A 17293-nucleotide genomic window follows, 5' to 3' on the forward strand; every position below is an offset into this window, starting at 1 on the left:
ATACAAAAAATAGGCTGAGTAATAAAGAGATTGATTTTTTATTACCCTATTTGAAAACAGCGCATACTCAAGGTTCCATATTGATAACCCTCATAAAGGTATTTTACTGGTTCGTTTTTGTCTGCTGCTCCCAAAGTATAAAGCATTGGCAAATAGTGATCGCTAGTTGGAATAGAAAGTTTTGCAATAGTACCTAAATCCTGATATTTTACCAACTTCTCAAAGTTTCCGCTATTGATATTGTTTTTGACCAATTCGTCAAACTCGAGCGTCCAATCGGTAGGTTTTGCATCGATACTCGACCAATCTAACAATCGTAAATTATGCACTACATTACCACTGCCAACAATTAAAACCCCTTTATTACGTAAGGCTTTTATTTCTTGTGCAATTTGGTAATGTTGCTCTGGAGATTTAGTATAATCCAAACTCAGTTGAAAGACAGGTATATCAGCTTGTGGAAAAATATGATGCAACACTGTCCAAGCCCCATGATCCAATCCCATAGTAACATCTTCTTGAACCTTGGTACTCTTAACCATATTGACAACTTCATGAGCCAATTCGGGAGCTCCCTGGGGTTCATATTTCATCTCGTACAACGCTCTATCGAAACCTCCAAAATCATAAATTGTTTTTGGAGAAGGATTCGTACTCACAAAAGTTCCGGGAGTTTCCCAGTGGGCAGAAACAACTAAAATCGCTTTGGGTCTTTCCAGTTGTTTTCCCAATTGTGCCAAAGCTCTAGTAAATTGATTATCAAACAATGCATTCATGGGAGTTCCGTGACCTATAAAAAGAACAGGAAATCGTTTCTGAATACTGTAATTATCAGTTATCTTTCTTAAATCGGAAAGATTATTGTATGCAAAGGCGCCCATGGTAGATAGCGTTATAAGTTTTATAAAATCCGAACGATTCATCATTTAAACAAAATAACGATAAAATTATACAACGACAAAAGAAGGGCACTTAACCTAGATTAAGAAAACAGGAATTGATTTTACATTTTCTGACTTCATCTATTATCTGTTTCCTCTTGTCCCTGTTTTAGATCGGTTGGTATTGGAACTGCGATTTTGTGTTCTAGGTGCTCTTGGGTTGTAATTTCTTTGTTCTCTAACGGAAGGTGCATTGGTTCTTCTTTCTGAAGCTCTAGGCACTCCAATTACTCTTACAGGTCGTTCTGGTCGTTGGTATACTTTACCTTCATAAGTCATTTGGTATACTCCATTACGTCTGCTTCTATTTACTGTAGGGGAACTATTTCTTCTGTTAGTGTAAGTAGAATGATAGACCGGATTTCGGACAAAATTCACTCTTCTATAAAATCGATTGTTATGATAATGTTGGTGATATCCCCAATAAGTATAATAGTAAACCGGTGGCCACGGAGACCAATAAGAAGGATAATAAGCCCAATGCCATGGGGAAACATAAATCACAAAAGACGGAGAGAATATATGAATTACAATAGGCCAACTATCCACATAATATACCTCATCGTAATGATGAACTATAATTTCATCATTACCCATATACCCGGGATTAGGCGTTTCCTGAATCGTTTTTCCCGAAGGTTCTACCACATAATTTTTTCCATATAAGGCTTTGTCTCCAATAATCTGAATGGTGGTTTTATTATTCTGGCTTTTCACCACTTCGATCACAGCGATGTCTTGGTACTCCTTTTCGTTAATTGCGGTTCTGAGTACAATAGAGTAAAAATCACCTTCCTTATGACTAACAACTTCGACAAAATCGACCAACTTGTCGTTATTCAGATCCAGATTGTTTATCTTTTCTTGCTTATCGTTAATCCTCCGTTCAAACTCTTCTAAGGTTTGAGACTTTTGAAAAACATCCAAAACAGCATACAAATTAAAATTGTCGCCAGGCAACCCCAAAGCCACAGGTGACTCAGTATTTTGAGAAAAAACTGGAGTGCCTAAAAATACTAAAACTAGAAACTGAAAAAGAGTCGTTGTTTTCATAATTCAATTTTTTAATTGCGCTAAACCTTATACAAGGTACAAAAAAACAATACAAAAAACTGATTATGAAACAATTAAAAACACATAAGTTTGCTGTCTAAACAAAATAAGATTTAAATTAATTGTATTTTTTGGGCGATATTCTAACCGGATTACTCTTCTCGAAAGCATACCCAATTTGCAATAATTTCTCCTCTTCAAAAGGCCTGGCAATAAACGTAATTCCAATTGGTTCTCCAGCTTCACTGTAACCCATAGGAATACCTAAGCAAGGATATTTCGCCATAGCAGCATGACCCGAATTGTAATTATTGATGGATACAATAGCATCTAATTGATGAGTTTTCATTGGAATTTCAAAAAAGGAAATGGCCTCATCAAGAAATCTCATTTTTAATTTTTCAAAATCATCGGCTGAAATCGTCTCTGCTACAATTCCTTCAAACAAAGCCTGACCATAAGGAATTCTTAGAGCAGCCTCTTGTTTGTTAAACGCAACAATATCGTCCACTGTTTTAAATGCATCATAAACCGAAGAATAGGATTTCAAGTATTGGGGTAAATCTACTTTCATATCCGCATTTAAAAAAGTGACAAAACCATTAAAATTCACATTTTGTGGTTCAATTTCAATAATTTCAGCTCCTTGTAACTTTAATTTATCTATTGTTTTTTGGTAAATCGGATTACTCAAATATGCTTTAAAAACACCCAACCTCTTTCCTTTTAATTCGTTTTCAGAAAAATTAGTCCAAACCGTATTTCCTTCTGAATGAATTGTAGTCGCATCATCTTTATCATATCCCATAATTGCTGATAGTAAAATGGCAGTATCGGTTACATTTTTGGCCATTGGACCAGCAGTATCCAAGGTAGATGAAATAGGAATAATTCCTGTTCTACTCACTTTTCCTATAGTTGGTTTGAGTCCTACTATAGAATTTTGACTGGATGGAGATATAATCGAACCCGAGGTTTCAGAACCTACTGCGGCTACCGCATAATTGGCTGCTACCGAAACACCACTACCTGAACTTGAACCACCTGTATCAAAAATAGTTCTACCATAAGGGTTTAACGTTTGACCACCCAAAGCACTGTAACCACTTGGACAATTAGTACAAAGGAAGTAAGCCCATTCACTCAAATTGGCTTTACCCAAAATAATAGCACCTTTTGCTTTCAATTGGTCGACAATAAAGGCATCGTTGGTATTATTATCCTTAAGTGCAACGGCACCTGCTGTGGTAGGCATTCCGTTTGTATTGATATTATCTTTTAACAAAATAGGCATACCATAAATGGGATGTAATTTACTTTGGGCTCTTCTTTTATCACATAATTTAGCCTCTTGTACCGCATTATTATTAATGGAAAGAATAGCATTTAAAAAAGTTTCTTGATTACTTTCAAATTTTAAAATTCTATACAAATACCATTTTGTTAATTTTTCATAATTCAGCTTTTTCTCATCGATACTTTTCTGAATGCTTAAAATATCTTTATCTAAAATATAAGGAAGCAATTGGATATAATCCGCTTCATTAAAATTACCAATTTGACTAGCAATAGATTTAAACATTTCATTCTTGTCTAAATTTTTAGACTGAATGAGTTTAAATCGCATTCTCTCATTTTTATTATTGGCTGAACTTTCAATTTGAGAAGTCTCGTCGTATGGGGTCCAAGTTTTATTGGATGTGATATTTTTAGAACAAGATAAAAAAGCAAAAACTACAAGTAAGTAACTATATTTCATTTCTATAACCTTTATTAAAACAAATATACTCTTTTAAAGAGTGTAATAAAAAACAAAAAAGCTCCTATCGGAGCTTTTAACTATTGTCTATTTATTTTTCAATCTCTTTTAAAGATTCCATTTTCTTGTGTGCTAAGAATCCTTTGATATCCTCGAAGTGTTCTTTGACTCTTTTTTGACCGAATTCAAATACCTTTTCAGCCAAGCCATCTAAGAAGTCACGGTCGTGAGAAACTAAGATTAAAGTTCCATCGAAATCTCGTAAGGCATCTTTAATAATGTCTTTGGTTTTCATATCCAAATGGTTCGTTGGCTCATCCAGAATCAAAACATTTACGGGTTCTAATAACAATTTAATCATCGCCAAACGTGTTTTTTCTCCTCCCGAAAGTACTTTTACTTTCTTTTGAATATCGTCTCCTTTAAACATGAAAGCTCCCAACATATCTTTAATCTTGGTACGAATATCACCCACGGCAATTCGATCAATCGTATCAAAAACGGTTAATTCTCCATCCAATAAAGCCGCTTGATTTTGAGCAAAATAACCGATTTGGGCATTGTGTCCAATTTCTACTTTTCCACCATCATAATCGATTTCTCCCATAATCGCCTTAATCATGGTCGATTTTCCTTCTCCATTTTTCCCCACAAAAGCTACTTTCTCACCTCTTTCAATCACCAAATTGGCATTATTGAACACTTCGTGATCACCATATTTTTTGGTCAACTCCGTCACCACCACAGGATATTGTCCGGAACGAGGCGAAGGCGGGAATTTCAACTTCAATGCCGAAGTATCTACTTCATCGACTTCCACCAGAACTAATTTTTCTAACATACGCACACGCGATTGTACCTGTTCTGTTTTTGAAAACGTCCCTCTAAAACGCTCAATAAAAGCTTGATTTTCGGCTATAAACTTCTGTTGCTCGTCGTATGCTTTTTGCTGGTGAATTCTTCTATCCTGACGCAATACCAAATAATCTGAATATTTCGCTTTGTAATCGTAAATTCGTCCCATAGTTACTTCAATGGTACGATTGGTAATATTATCTACAAAAGCCCTATCGTGCGAAATCACCATGACCACTTTTGCCTGATTGATTAAAAAATCTTCCAACCATTGAATACTTTCCATATCCAAGTGATTGGTAGGCTCATCCAGCAAAATTAAATCCGGTTTTTTCAAAAGGATTTTAGCTAACTCAATACGCATTCTCCAACCTCCTGAAAATTCAGAAGTCAATCGGTTAAAATCTTCTCTTTCAAAACCAAGACCTTTTAGTACTTTTTCAACTTCGGCCTCGTAATTTACCTCTTCAATCGAATAATATTTTTCAGAAAGCTCCGAAACTCTTTCAATCAACTTCATGTAATCGTCACTTTCATAATCGGTACGAATCGTTAACTGCTCATTAATATCGTCGATTTCTTTCTTCATATTCAATACATCAGCAAACGCTTTCGATGTTTCTTCTAAAACAGTACAATTATCGGAAGTCAACAAATGTTGCGGTAAATAAGCTACAACAGCATCACTTGGAGCAGAAATACCTCCTCGTGTCGGTTTATTTTCTCCGGCAACGATTTTTAACAAGGTCGATTTTCCTGCACCGTTTTTACCCATAAGGGCAATTTTATCGTTTTCGTTAATAGCAAAAGTCACATCGCTAAAAAGAGTCGTTCCGCCAAATTCTACGGCGATATCGTTAACTGTAATCATTTCTGGATTTAGAATTTAAAGATTAGAAATCAGCACTTCCTAATTATTTTTTTGAAGGTGCAAAGATAGCGGAAATTGTCTGGATGTAAAGACGATAATCTTAAAATAAGGTTAAGAAGATGCGGAAATAGCACAAAAATCTTTTAATTTTACATCTGTATTAATTACCCAGTGAACATGAATTTAAAATCTACTTTATTGCTTTCGTTAAGCTTTTCAGCCTTAACCCTGCAAGCGCAAGAACAGCAGTCACCTAACACTATGAATCCATTTTTCTCGGCGTATACCACTCCGTATGAGGTTCCACCTTTCGATCAGATAAAGAACGAACATTTCAAACCGGCTATTCTAGAAGGAATCAAACAACAAGAAGCCGAAATTAACGCTATCGCGAACAATCCTGAAGCACCTACTTTTAACAATACCATCTTGGCTTTAGAAAATTCAGGTAAATTGTTAAGTAAAGTAAGTACGGTTTTTTCTAATTTGAATGGTGCCAATACCAACCCTGAATTACAAAAAATTGCCAAAGAATTAGCGCCCGCTTTATCGGCGCATAGCGATAACATTAACTTGAACGGTAAACTGTTTGAACGCGTTAAAACCATTTGGAACAACCAAAACAACTTGTCTTTAAACCAAGAGCAAAGTAAAATTTTAGAAAACACCTACAAAAACTTTGTTCGAAGTGGTGCCAATTTATCGGAAACAGACAAAGAACGATTAAGAGCGATCAATGCTGATTTAGCGGTTTCTACCCTAAAATTTGGTCAAAATATTTTAGCTGAAACCAACGCTTACGAATTGGTGATTGATAACAAAAATGATCTAGCTGGATTACCAGAAAGTTTAATTGAAGCTGCCGCAGCCGATGCGAAAGCTAGAAAAAAAGAAGGCAAATGGGTATTTACATTAGCGAATTCAAGTGTAATGCCATTCTTGCAATATAGTTCTAATCGTGACTTACGAAAAAAAATCTGGGAAGCATACCAACTAAGAGCCAACAACGATAATGAGTTTGACAACAAAAAATTAGCGGTAACTATTGCTAATTTAAGAAGAGAAAAAGCGCAATTAATGGGGTATAAAACACATGCCGACTTTGTTTTAGAGAAAACTATGGCTAAAAACCCAGAGAATGCTCTTAAACTATTGAACGACCTTTGGAAACCTTCGATTGCGATGGCAAAAAATGAAGAAGCCGAAATTCAAAAAATGATGCAAAAAGAAGGCGTTAAAGGAAAAGTACAACCTTACGACTGGAGATATTATGCTGAAAAAATCAGAAAAGAAAAATTCGATTTGGATGAGCAAGAAATGAAACCGTATTTCAGTATCGAAAACGTTCGTCAAGGTATTTTTACAGTAACTGAAAAATTATATGGGGTAAAATTCAATCCATTGAATAATTTACCTAAATATCACGAAGACGCAAGTACTTGGGAAGTAACGGAAGCTGACGGCACATTGGTTGGAATTTTATACATGGATTTTCACCCAAGAAACTCTAAACGTGGTGGCGCTTGGATGACTTCTTACCGCAAACAAGAAATCGCTGATGGCAAAAGAATTGTACCTGTGATTTCTATTGTATGTAATTTCACCAAACCAACCGATAATGCTCCTGCCTTATTAACCTTTGATGAAGTAGAAACATTCTTCCATGAATTTGGTCATGCGTTACACGGATTATTATCTAATGTAACCTACGAAAGCTTATCTGGAACTAGTGTACCGAGAGACTTTGTGGAATTACCTTCACAAATCATGGAAAACTGGGCTTCTGAACCTGAAGTATTGAAAATGTATGCTAAACATTACCAAACCGGAGAAGTAATTCCAGATGCTTTGATTCAAAAAATGCAAAAAGCAGGAACTTTTGGACAAGGATTTGCAACTACCGAATATTTGGCAGCTTCATTATTAGATTTAAACTACCACAATCAAGAGAAAAACATCACTACGGATTCTAATACTTTTGAAAAAGCAGCGATGAAAAAAGCTGGCTTAACAGAGGCTATTATTCCAAGATACAGAAGTACTTACTTTAATCATATTTTCGCGGGAGGATATTCAGCCGGTTATTACAGCTATATTTGGTCTGGAGTTTTAGATACCGATGCTTTTGAAGCTTTTAAAGCGACTAACGATTTATTTAATCCTGAAAAAGCACAATCGTTCCGAAAAAATATCCTAGAACGCGGTGGTACCGAAGATCCAATGGTGCTTTACAAACGTTTTCGTGGTGCAGAACCAAGTATTGAACCGCTACTGAAAAAAAGAGGTTTAGTAACACCTAAGAAAATAGAGAATAAAAATAAATTACAAAAAATGTAATTTCTAGATACCAAAATAAAAAACTCCGTTAAAATTTTAACGGAGTTTTTTTATGATTATAAGTCATGGTTTTTAATCCATTTCGTCTACTATTTCCTGAGCCTGTGCAAGATGTTCTTCTTCAACAAAAACTTCAACAGCGAGACCCAAGGTACCAAAACCGGCCAATATTCCGGATTGGATATTGTTTTTTGTAATCGTTTCGATTCCTACAGCATTGAGTTTGGTTTGTAATGCCAATGCTAAAATTTCACTCCCGGAAAAAACCTTTACTAATGCCATACTTTTATAGTTTAATTGATTTAAAATTCTTCTACTTCCTCCTCTTCATCATAATCGTCTACCCCAAACAAAAAAGGTTCGATCATGATTTTATCGGCTAAAATTTCTACCCTTTCGGTTAAGTCGGCAGTAAAGAAAATCCTTTGTGTTTTTTCAACACTCAAAGACAAGCGTTGGACAATAGGCTCATGACGTAATTTGAAAATGGCATCGGCATCATCTACCACAAAAATCTTAATGGTAGTCATGTTAAACCCTGCCGAAGAAAACATCGCATTAATTTTAATGGGAGTCCCGATTAGCACATCCATTCCTGCTGAAATGATATTTTTTTCATCATCGATATCCGTTTTATCCGTAACTCCAATCACTCTAAGATTAGTATATTTTCCGAATTTTTCAAACAAATCAACCATTTCAAGTACCGCTTCTTTATCTTTCACGATAATTAACGCTCTTGTCGATTCGCCTATAGCTTTTTCTAACTTTTGGATCACCGTATACACAATGGTTGTCGATTTTCCTTCTCCTTCCGACATTACCACCACGGCATCCGCACCACTTTTCAGAGTACTAAAACATTCTGCTTGTACGGCATTAGGCTCTGTAATTCCGTTTTCTATTAAGGCTTTTTGTAAGTTAGAATTAATTTTTTTTAACTGCATTTTTTCTGTTATTGTTGAAGAGTGTTTCAGCGCTAATCCCAAACACTTCCTAATATTTATTATTTGCTAGCAAACAACTTAACGTCGTTTTCTGAAATTTCATTTCCGCCCAATATAATCAAGCGTTCCACCACATTTCTTAATTCACGGATATTTCCTGTCCAATCGTATTCTTGTAATAGTTTAACAGCGGCTTTAGAAAAAACTTTTTTGGCGCTCCCTTGCTCATCGGCAATTTTGGCTGCAAAATGCTCAATAAGCGCTGGGATATCTTCTCTGCGATCATTTAAAGAAGGCACTTTGATTAAAATTACCGCTAAACGATGGTACAAATCTTCACGAAAACGACCTTCTTCAATTTCTTTTTTCAAATCCTTGTTGGTCGCTGCCAATACACGAACATTGACTTTAATATCCTTATCCGCCCCCACGCGTTGTATTAGATTTTCTTGTAGCGCGCGTAACACTTTGGCTTGTGCCGGTAAACTCATATCGCCAATCTCATCAAGGAAAATAGTTCCGCCATCGGCCGCTTCAAATTTACCCGCGCGATCTTTAACCGCCGAAGTAAAAGCGCCTTTCATATGACCAAACAATTCGCTTTCAATTAATTCGGAAGGAATAGCAGCACAATTCACCTCAATCATTGGTCCGGAAGAGCGCTCACTTTTCTCGTGAATTTGATGAGCAACCAACTCCTTACCGGTTCCGTTGGGTCCCGTAATTAATACGCGAGCTTCGGTAGGAGCCACTTTTCCGATCATTTCTTTAATATGACTGATAGCGCTACTTTCTCCTATCATCTCGTAATTTTTAGAGACTTTCTTCTTCAAGATTTTATTCTCTACTACGAGTTTTTTCTTATCTAAAGCATTACGAACCGTATTTAGCAAACGATTCAAATCAGGTGGTTTAGAAATATAATCGAAAGCTCCCAAACGCATGGTTTGAACCGCCGTTTCTAAATCCCCATGACCGGAAATCATGACCATAGGAATCTCTGGTTTTATCTTCTTAATAGCTTCCAAAACCTCAACACCATCCATCTTCGGCATTTTAATGTCACACAGAATCAGGTCATAATCCTCATTTTTCACCTTCTCTAGTCCCTGTAAACCATCTTCGGCATCATCAACAATATACGAATCGTTTTCTTCCGAAAGAATTTTGACTAAAACCCTGCGGATTGCCGCTTCATCTTCAATAATTAATATTTTTGACATCTTCTTATTTTTTACAGCAACAATAAAAAAACAAAATTCGGTCCTTTTATCGTTTGTTGCTACTTTTTCCTTAATATTTTAACCACTTATACAACTCTTTCCAAGTAGGTTTTTTTCCATACATCAGGATTCCTACGCGGTAAATCTTAGAGGCGAACCAAACCACTGCAAGGAATGTACCAAAAAGCAATACTACCGAAAGAATTAATTGCCAAAGTGGCACTCCAAAAGGAATACGCATAAGCATTACTATAGGAGACGTAAGTGGAATCATCGAAAATACTGTAGCTACAGTTCCGTGAGGATCGTTCATCACAGTAAAAAAACCGACATAGACCCCAAGCATTAAAGGCATAATAATAGGCAATAAAAACTGTTGAGAATCTGTTTCAGAATCTACTGCAGCACCAATAGCAGCATAAAGTGAACTGTATAAAAAGTATCCTCCTATGAAATACACCACAAAAGAGATAATTAAAGTCGCTATGGGCAAATTCCAAAGTTCACGGATGTAGGCTGGTAATGTTCCCATTTCTTTTTGAGCCATATCCATCATTTCCGGAGAAACGGTAGCGGTAGGTCCCGTTTGAACTCCAAACATTGTGGTAACTCCAAAAAGAATAACGCCACCAACGATAGCCCAAATGGCAAATTGTAAAATTCCAGCAAGAGACGTTCCGATGATTTTTCCCAACATTAATTGAAACGGTTTCACAGAAGAAACTATAATTTCAATAATACGGTTGGTTTTTTCTTCAATCACGCTTCGCATCACCATATTTCCGTAAATGATAATAAACATCATAATCAGGTAACCAAAAGCACTACCAATTCCTACTTTAATTTCATTAAGCCCTTTCACCGTATCTTCTCCCGAAAATTTAATGAGATGAATATCGGAATCAACCTTGGCTGCATCGATTTTAGTTGCATCAAAACCTAATTGTTTTAAGTTGAAATGAGTTAAAGTATTATCGATTACTTTTTCCATTTTCATAATCGATTCCATGCTTGGACTATCCTCCGAAATATATTCTACCTTTTTAGTCAATTCGTTTATATTCGAAACAGTAGGAACATAAATTAAGCCTTCATAACTCTTAAAAGCCGTTTCTTTGGCCAATTTCAGAGGCATTCCGGTAAGATCTATATAATGGGTTTCTTCATCATCTTTAAATTCTTTTCTCAGTATTCCTGAGGTGTCATGAATGGCAATTTGACTGATTTCCCCCTTATTCATATTGGCTAAGTATGCTATAAATAACGACAACGCCACCATTAATAATGGACTTAAAAATGTCATGACGATAAACGATTTATTGCGTACTTTGGCTATAAATTCTCTCTTTATAATTAACTTTAATACCCCCATTAGTTTCGATTGGTTACAGTTTGAATAAAAATATCATTAACACTTGGAATATTTTCGGTAAAATGAGTCACTTGACCGTTTTGAAGCAGAAGCTGTAACAATTCATTCTGTGAATAATTCCCTAGATCGACTTCTAGTTTTAACTCATCGTTCAACGATTTAAAGTTCGCCTCACCAATCTTAAACTTCTGCGTAAGATCATAAAGTAATCCCTCTACATTATTGGTTAAAATTCCTACCTGAAATTTATTGGTTCTGTACTCTTTTTTCACATCGCTTAGCTTACCTTCAATCAATTTATTCGATTGATGAATCAAAGCAATATAATCACACATTTCTTCCACACTTTCCATACGGTGTGTCGAAAAAATAATGGAAGTCCCTTTTTTATTCAATTCAACAATTTCGTCCTTGATTAAATTGGCATTCACCGGATCGAAACCAGAAAAAGGTTCATCTAAAATCAACAATTTGGGTTGGTGTAAAACGGTCACTATAAATTGAATTTTTTGAGCCATCCCTTTAGACAGTTCTTGGATTTTTTTGTTCCACCATCCTTCAATTCCGAACTTTTCAAACCAATATTTCAATTGTTTTTTGGCTTCTTCGTGGGACATCCCTTTAAGTTGAGCCAAATACAAAGCTTGTTCACCCACTTTCATGGTTTTATAAAGTCCTCGTTCCTCAGGCATATAACCAATATAGGAAATATGATGCGGCGACAATGGCTCACCATCTAGTAAGATTTCTCCAGCGTCCGGCATTGTAATTTGATTAATGATGCGTATCAGTGAGGTTTTTCCGGCTCCGTTTGGCCCCAACAACCCATAAATACTACCTTTGGGAACCTGTAATGAAACCGAATTTAAAGCGGTGTAAGTACCGTATTGTTTCACTACATTTTTTACTTCAAGAATGTTGTCCATTATGTTTGTTTCAGTGATGTAAAAGTAATTAATTTATCTTGTTAGATACAAAGTATATCATTTTGTTACAAATGTAAGTTTTTTACTATATTTGATATGTAAACTCAAAAAACTTTATGAAAAAAAGCCTTCAAATATTTTCACTTGAAGAATTAAAATTCTACCAACCTACTATTTATAATATAGTTTCTAAATATTATCCGCTAGGAATAAAGAAGAATTCTAAAGCTTATCAAAATCACATTGGTATAATTTTTTTAAAAAATGAAATCATAAACAAAATAGAAAATAAAGATAATTTTAACGAAAACTGGGAGGAAAGTGTGCTCTTGGATATAAAGAATTCATTTAAAAACTATACTGTAACAGGTGCTACTTATGGTTTTGTCCCAAATTATGGTGGTATTATTCAACTCGAACAATCCAACAAAACGAATCTCACCGTAGAATTGCATTTTTACGTAAGTTTTATTGAAAACATTTTCACAATTCAAATTGTTTCTTTAGACAATTCTATTGAAATTAATTATGAAACTGGAAGTATACAAGGACCAAAAATAAAAGAACTCATTGTTTCACCGGTTGAAGGATATTACAAGGATATTTTTTTAACAGTAGAAAACACAATTAGAGATCGATTTAAAAATTCAAAATTTTTACCCTATTCCATTGAATCAATAGAACTCTCCAATTTTGAAGTATTTTATACTGAGGGTAAAAATTGTCATCTTGGACAAGCCTTTTTCTTAAAAGGGTTTCCTTATACTGTACCTGAAAAGATAATAGGCGACATCAATTATAAAATTGATGAAATTAATTAAAAAATCCCAACTTTTCACTCTCTATTACAGTGAAAAATTGGGATATTATGTTGAGTACCTTGAACGACCTAGAAATTAAAATCTCAGACCGAACTATGTGACCTATGAAAACATGTCTTTGACTTTTTCAAAGAAAGATTTGTCTGATTTTTCAGGTTTAGGAGCAAAATTTGGATGGTCTAAATTCTCTTCGAAGAATTTCTTTTGTTCTTTCGAAAGGTTTTTAGGTGTCCACACATTTACATGTACCAACAAATCGCCGTTTCCGTAACTGTTTAAACTAGGTATTCCTTTTCCTTTCAAACGTAAAATTTTACCCGATTGAATGCCTTCTTCCAATTTAATTCTCACTTTTCCATTTACGGCTTCAATGTCTTTAGAAACGCCTAAAACAGCTTCTGGATAACTGATATATAAATCGTAATGCAGATTTTCGCCTTCGCGTTTCAAAAACTCATGTTCTATTTCTTCTATAGCTACGATCAAGTCTCCTGAAATTCCGTTACCTGGCGCATCGTTACCTTTTCCGGATACTTTCAATTGCATCCCGTCTACCACACCTGCTGGAATTTTGATAGATACCGTTTCGTCTTCTAGAATCATTCCTTGCGCATCGGCATTGTTAGGTTTTGAATCGATAGATTGTCCCATACCGCCACAAGTTGGACAAGGCGAAGCGGTTTGCATTCTACCCAAAATCGTATTGGTAACGCGAACTACCTGTCCCGTACCATTACACGTACCACAAGTTTTGTAGGTTACACCGGGAGCTTGTACTTTGCGTTTTACTTTGACTTTCTTTTCTACACCATTGGCAATTTCTTCCAAAGTCAATTTGACCTTGATACGTAGATTGCTTCCTTTGGCACGACGTTGGCCTCCGCCTCCGCCAAAACCACTAAAGCCTCCACCAAAAGCACTTCCGAAAATATCACCAAACTGACTGAAAATATCGTCCATGTTCATATGACCACCTCCACCAAATCCTCCAGCACCATCAAACGCTGCATGTCCGTACTGATCGTAACGAGCGCGCTTGTCAGCATCACTTAATATTTCGTAGGCTTCAGCTGCTTCTTTGAATTTTTCTTCCGCTTCTTTATCACCTGGATTTTTGTCAGGGTGAAATTCGATCGCTTTTTTTCGATACGCCTTTTTAATTTCCGCTTCTGTAGCGCCTTTGCTAACGCCTAATATTTCGTAATAATCTTTTTTCATAGTCCAAAAATTCCCAATTCCAATCTTAAAACTTCATTGTTTGTATGATTAAACAACTTTTTAAGACCGTAATTCACATTTAGTTTCCAATAACCACTTTAGGGAAACGAATAATTTTATCTCCCAATTTGTATCCTTTTTCTACCACATCCACTACTTTTCCTTTAAGATCGTCTCCGGCTGGGATTTGAGTGATTGCTTCGGCGAAATCCGCATCAAAGGCATCACCCTGTTTAATTTCAACCAACTCCAAACCTTTAGAAGTCAATGTCGATTTAAGTTTTTCGTGAATCAACTCCACTCCTTTTACTAGAGCTTCGTCTTCTGATTTTGAAATTTGTGCCCAAGCTCTGTCAAAATCATCCAAAACGGGCAACATAGCTTGTAAAACTTCTTGCCCTGCAGTTTTGAATAACTCTATACGCTCTTTAGAAGTACGTTTTTTATAGTTTTCGAATTCAGCAAACAAACGTAAAAATTTGTCTTTTTCAGCAGCTAATTCTTCCTGAAGCTTTTCTTCAACTGACATTTCAGGATTGGTAATCTCCTGATTTTCTGAAACATTTTCATTTTCCAATGCCTTTTTCTCGATGTTTTCAGTTCCTTCTTGGCTCATATCTCTAGATTAAATAGTGTAATTTATATTCCTTTTTTTCTCTTTCGATTGCAAAAGTACTGCCAAAGCCTCAAAAATGCCAAATTGTCACTAATAATTTTGATAGATATTTGGTATAACAGACAATATTCCCTAAATTAGTGATTACAAATAAATTACAAACTTTTAAACTACACTACTATGAAAAAATGTATCGCAATACTCGTGATTGGCGTACTGTCTTTAACCGTTTCCTGCAAAAAAGAAAAGACCGATACTCAGGAAAGCACTTCAATGGAAAGTTCAGTAACCAAAGACGGTCTAAAATATACGGTAGACACCAAAACGTCTTTAGTGAAATGGTCAGGCTCTAAGCCTACCCGAACCCATACGGGAACCATTAATTTGAAGGAAGGAGAAGTAACGGTAAAAGATAGTATGATTACTTCTGGAAGCTTTTTTATTGACATGAATACCATCACCGTAACCGATCTAAAACCTGAGGAAGGTAAAGCCGATTTGGAAAATCACCTGAAAGGAACTGGAGATAAAAACAAAGATGATTTCTTTAATGTCACTAAATACCCTACTTCCGATTTTAGAATTACCAAAGTAGAACCTAGAGAAGGTAAAGTACAAATATTTGGTAATCTTTCTATTAAAGGAGTTACTAAAGCCATTAATTTTGCAGCAGATGTGACCATCAACGACAAAGAAGTGATTCTAAAAACTGAAAAAATGATCTTAAACCGAACCTATTTCAATGTTAATTTTGCATCTAAATCGTTATTTGCAGATTTGAAAGATAAATTCATTAACGATGAAATAGAAATAGAGGTTGAAATTAGAGCTACAAGATAAATCCTGAATGACACAACCAAACTAAAAATGATAAAAAGCACTCTTCTTCGAGTGCTTTTTATCATTTTTGTAATAAATTCTTCAAAGCTGATTCTAGTTTTCTGAATTGAAATTCGAAACCGGCTGCTTCAATTTTTTGGGAACTGACTTTCTGACTTTCAAAGAGAACGGTATGCATTTCCCCTAAAACGAGTTTTAAAACAAATTTCGGAATATTAGGTAAGAAAACAGGAATATCTAAAGTTTGAGAAATTTGTTTAATCATTTCCGCATTGGTCACAGGATTCGGCGCTACACCATTAAAAACACCCGAAAGCTGATGCTGAACGGCAAAGAAAAACAAGGAAGCCAAATCGGAGACATGTATCCACGATTGCCATTGCTTACCGGAACCAAATGCCGCACCTGCTCCCATTTTCAAAGGTTTTACCATTTTAGGCAAGGCACCGCCTTTGTCCGATAAGACCAAGCCTACGCGAATTTTACCCACTGGAATCCCCAATCGTTCAATAGAACTGGCTGCTTCTTCCCACTTAACCACTACATTGGTTAAAAAACTATCATTAAACTGTATAAAATCTTCTGTATACTCTTTGTGTAAATCATCCGGATAGACCCCAATTGCCGAAGCCGAAACGAAATATGCAACTTGATTGGGATTATTTTTTAAAACATTGTACAATAGATGAATAGCATTAGTTCTACTCTCTACAATTTCTTCTTTGTAGGATAATGTCCAACGCTCCGCAATAGAAGCACCCGCTAAATTAATAATAGCCGTAACGCCGATAAGGCAGCTTTCATCAATTATGCCTTCTGTAGGATTCCAATAAAAACCTTGATAATTAGGCTGATGCTGAATTTTACTTTTGGAAGTAGTCAAATAATTCACTTTAACGCCATTTTTCAACAGCAATTTGGTGATTTCTTCACCTACCAATCCCGTGGCTCCTGTAATTAGTACTTTCATCGAATGAATTTTACTTCAAATTTACGACAGGAAAAACCTAAGTAAATATTAATTGTAACAATTTTAACGGTTGTAAAACCCTATCGTTTAACACGGATAGTCCATTCAAAATCAAATACCGACACTTGATCTCCTTTTTCATCAATGCCTATCGATTGCATCCAGAATGTTTGTCCGTCGCCTGTCGCTATTGTTTTTTCAATAGCATCAGTAATTAAATGACCATCTTTACAGGTAAAGGTAATACGACCTTTAGCTTTCTTGGTAAAAGTCGCTTTATTATTCGCTACCAACATGGAAATATTTTTTCCACTTTTTTTAATATGCAACATCACCAAAGCACCGGTAGATAATTCGGCAGCCATAGCTTGTACCGCAAAATACATCGATTGAAATGGATTCTGATTAATCCAACGATGCTTCACCGAAACTTCACATTGTGTCTCGCTGATCGTTTTTGTTCTTACGCCACACCAAAAAGCCGAGGGTAATTTAAAAAACAAAAAGGTGTTCAATTTTGAGGGGGTAAACTCCATAAATAGTT

Annotated in this window: 16 protein-coding genes; 3 read left to right on the forward strand and 13 right to left on the reverse strand. The window is 35.6% G+C overall.

Annotated elements, in window-relative coordinates; all coding sequences use genetic code 11:
- Positions 1-41 precede the first annotated feature (41 nt).
- From ygiD to NAT50_RS06320, 4 genes are all read right to left on the reverse strand, one after another.
- A complete protein-coding gene (ygiD, locus tag NAT50_RS06305; RefSeq protein ID WP_250592369.1) occupies positions 42-881 on the reverse strand; it encodes a 4,5-DOPA-extradiol-dioxygenase in 840 nt (279 codons plus the stop codon).
- Positions 882-1025: 144 nt separating this feature from the next.
- Complete coding sequence (locus tag NAT50_RS06310; RefSeq protein WP_250592370.1) at positions 1026-1994, reverse strand: hypothetical protein; 969 nt, start codon at positions 1992-1994, stop codon at positions 1026-1028.
- Positions 1995-2112: 118 nt separating this feature from the next.
- Positions 2113-3753 (reverse strand): amidase family protein, encoded by a 1641-nt coding sequence (locus NAT50_RS06315; RefSeq protein WP_250592371.1) that lies wholly within the window; start codon positions 3751-3753, stop codon positions 2113-2115.
- A gap of 91 nt (positions 3754-3844) precedes the next feature.
- A complete protein-coding gene (locus NAT50_RS06320; protein ID WP_250592372.1) occupies positions 3845-5479 on the reverse strand; it encodes an ABC-F family ATP-binding cassette domain-containing protein in 1635 nt (544 codons plus the stop codon).
- A 177-nt stretch (positions 5480-5656) separates the two neighbouring features.
- Between NAT50_RS06320 and NAT50_RS06325 the strand changes: the two genes are divergently transcribed.
- Positions 5657-7816 (forward strand): M3 family metallopeptidase, encoded by a 2160-nt coding sequence (locus NAT50_RS06325; protein ID WP_250592373.1) that lies wholly within the window; start codon positions 5657-5659, stop codon positions 7814-7816.
- 72 nt (positions 7817-7888) lie between these two features.
- On the opposite strand, the gene NAT50_RS06330 is transcribed toward NAT50_RS06325, so the two are convergent.
- The 5 genes from NAT50_RS06330 to NAT50_RS06350 form a co-directional block, all read right to left on the reverse strand.
- Positions 7889-8098, reverse strand: a complete 210-nt coding sequence (locus NAT50_RS06330; RefSeq protein ID WP_250592374.1) for a putative signal transducing protein — start codon at positions 8096-8098, stop codon at positions 7889-7891.
- Between the two features lie 20 nt (positions 8099-8118).
- Positions 8119-8763: a DEAD/DEAH box helicase gene (locus NAT50_RS06335; RefSeq protein WP_250592375.1), complete on the reverse strand. Its 645-nt coding sequence runs from the start codon at positions 8761-8763 to the stop codon at positions 8119-8121.
- Positions 8764-8822: 59 nt separating this feature from the next.
- Positions 8823-9986: a sigma-54-dependent transcriptional regulator gene (locus NAT50_RS06340; protein ID WP_250592376.1), complete on the reverse strand. Its 1164-nt coding sequence runs from the start codon at positions 9984-9986 to the stop codon at positions 8823-8825.
- A 70-nt stretch (positions 9987-10056) separates the two neighbouring features.
- Positions 10057-11358 carry an ABC transporter permease gene (locus tag NAT50_RS06345; RefSeq protein ID WP_250592377.1) on the reverse strand — a complete coding sequence of 434 codons (1302 nt, stop codon included), beginning with the start codon at positions 11356-11358 and terminating at the stop codon, positions 10057-10059.
- On the reverse strand, positions 11358-12284 hold the full coding sequence (locus tag NAT50_RS06350; RefSeq protein WP_250592378.1) for an ABC transporter ATP-binding protein: 927 nt from the start codon (positions 12282-12284) through the stop codon (positions 11358-11360). The genes NAT50_RS06345 and NAT50_RS06350 overlap by 1 nt, the downstream gene beginning before the upstream one ends.
- A gap of 116 nt (positions 12285-12400) precedes the next feature.
- Here NAT50_RS06350 and NAT50_RS06355 point away from each other — a divergent pair, with 116 nt between their 5' ends.
- Positions 12401-13105, forward strand: a complete 705-nt coding sequence (locus NAT50_RS06355) for a hypothetical protein (protein WP_250592379.1) — start codon at positions 12401-12403, stop codon at positions 13103-13105.
- A gap of 102 nt (positions 13106-13207) precedes the next feature.
- Here NAT50_RS06355 and dnaJ read toward each other — a convergent pair whose 3' ends face one another.
- Both dnaJ and NAT50_RS06365 read right to left on the reverse strand, forming a co-directional pair.
- Positions 13208-14323, reverse strand: a complete 1116-nt coding sequence (gene dnaJ / locus NAT50_RS06360; RefSeq protein ID WP_250592380.1) for a molecular chaperone DnaJ — start codon at positions 14321-14323, stop codon at positions 13208-13210.
- Between the two features lie 79 nt (positions 14324-14402).
- A complete protein-coding gene (locus tag NAT50_RS06365) occupies positions 14403-14939 on the reverse strand; it encodes a nucleotide exchange factor GrpE (RefSeq protein WP_250592381.1) in 537 nt (178 codons plus the stop codon).
- Positions 14940-15119: 180 nt separating this feature from the next.
- Here NAT50_RS06365 and NAT50_RS06370 point away from each other — a divergent pair, with 180 nt between their 5' ends.
- Positions 15120-15779: a YceI family protein gene (locus NAT50_RS06370; RefSeq protein ID WP_250592382.1), complete on the forward strand. Its 660-nt coding sequence runs from the start codon at positions 15120-15122 to the stop codon at positions 15777-15779.
- Positions 15780-15840: 61 nt separating this feature from the next.
- On the opposite strand, the gene NAT50_RS06375 is transcribed toward NAT50_RS06370, so the two are convergent.
- Together NAT50_RS06375 and NAT50_RS06380 are read right to left on the reverse strand one after the other, a co-directional pair.
- Positions 15841-16749 (reverse strand): TIGR01777 family oxidoreductase, encoded by a 909-nt coding sequence (locus NAT50_RS06375; RefSeq protein ID WP_250592384.1) that lies wholly within the window; start codon positions 16747-16749, stop codon positions 15841-15843.
- An 80-nt stretch (positions 16750-16829) separates the two neighbouring features.
- Positions 16830-17285 carry a DUF4442 domain-containing protein gene (locus NAT50_RS06380; protein WP_250592385.1) on the reverse strand — a complete coding sequence of 152 codons (456 nt, stop codon included), beginning with the start codon at positions 17283-17285 and terminating at the stop codon, positions 16830-16832.
- Positions 17286-17293: the final 8 nt, after the last annotated feature.

Source organism: Flavobacterium luminosum, assembly GCF_023635005.1.
In the GTDB taxonomy this organism is placed as follows: domain Bacteria; phylum Bacteroidota; class Bacteroidia; order Flavobacteriales; family Flavobacteriaceae; genus Flavobacterium; species Flavobacterium luminosum.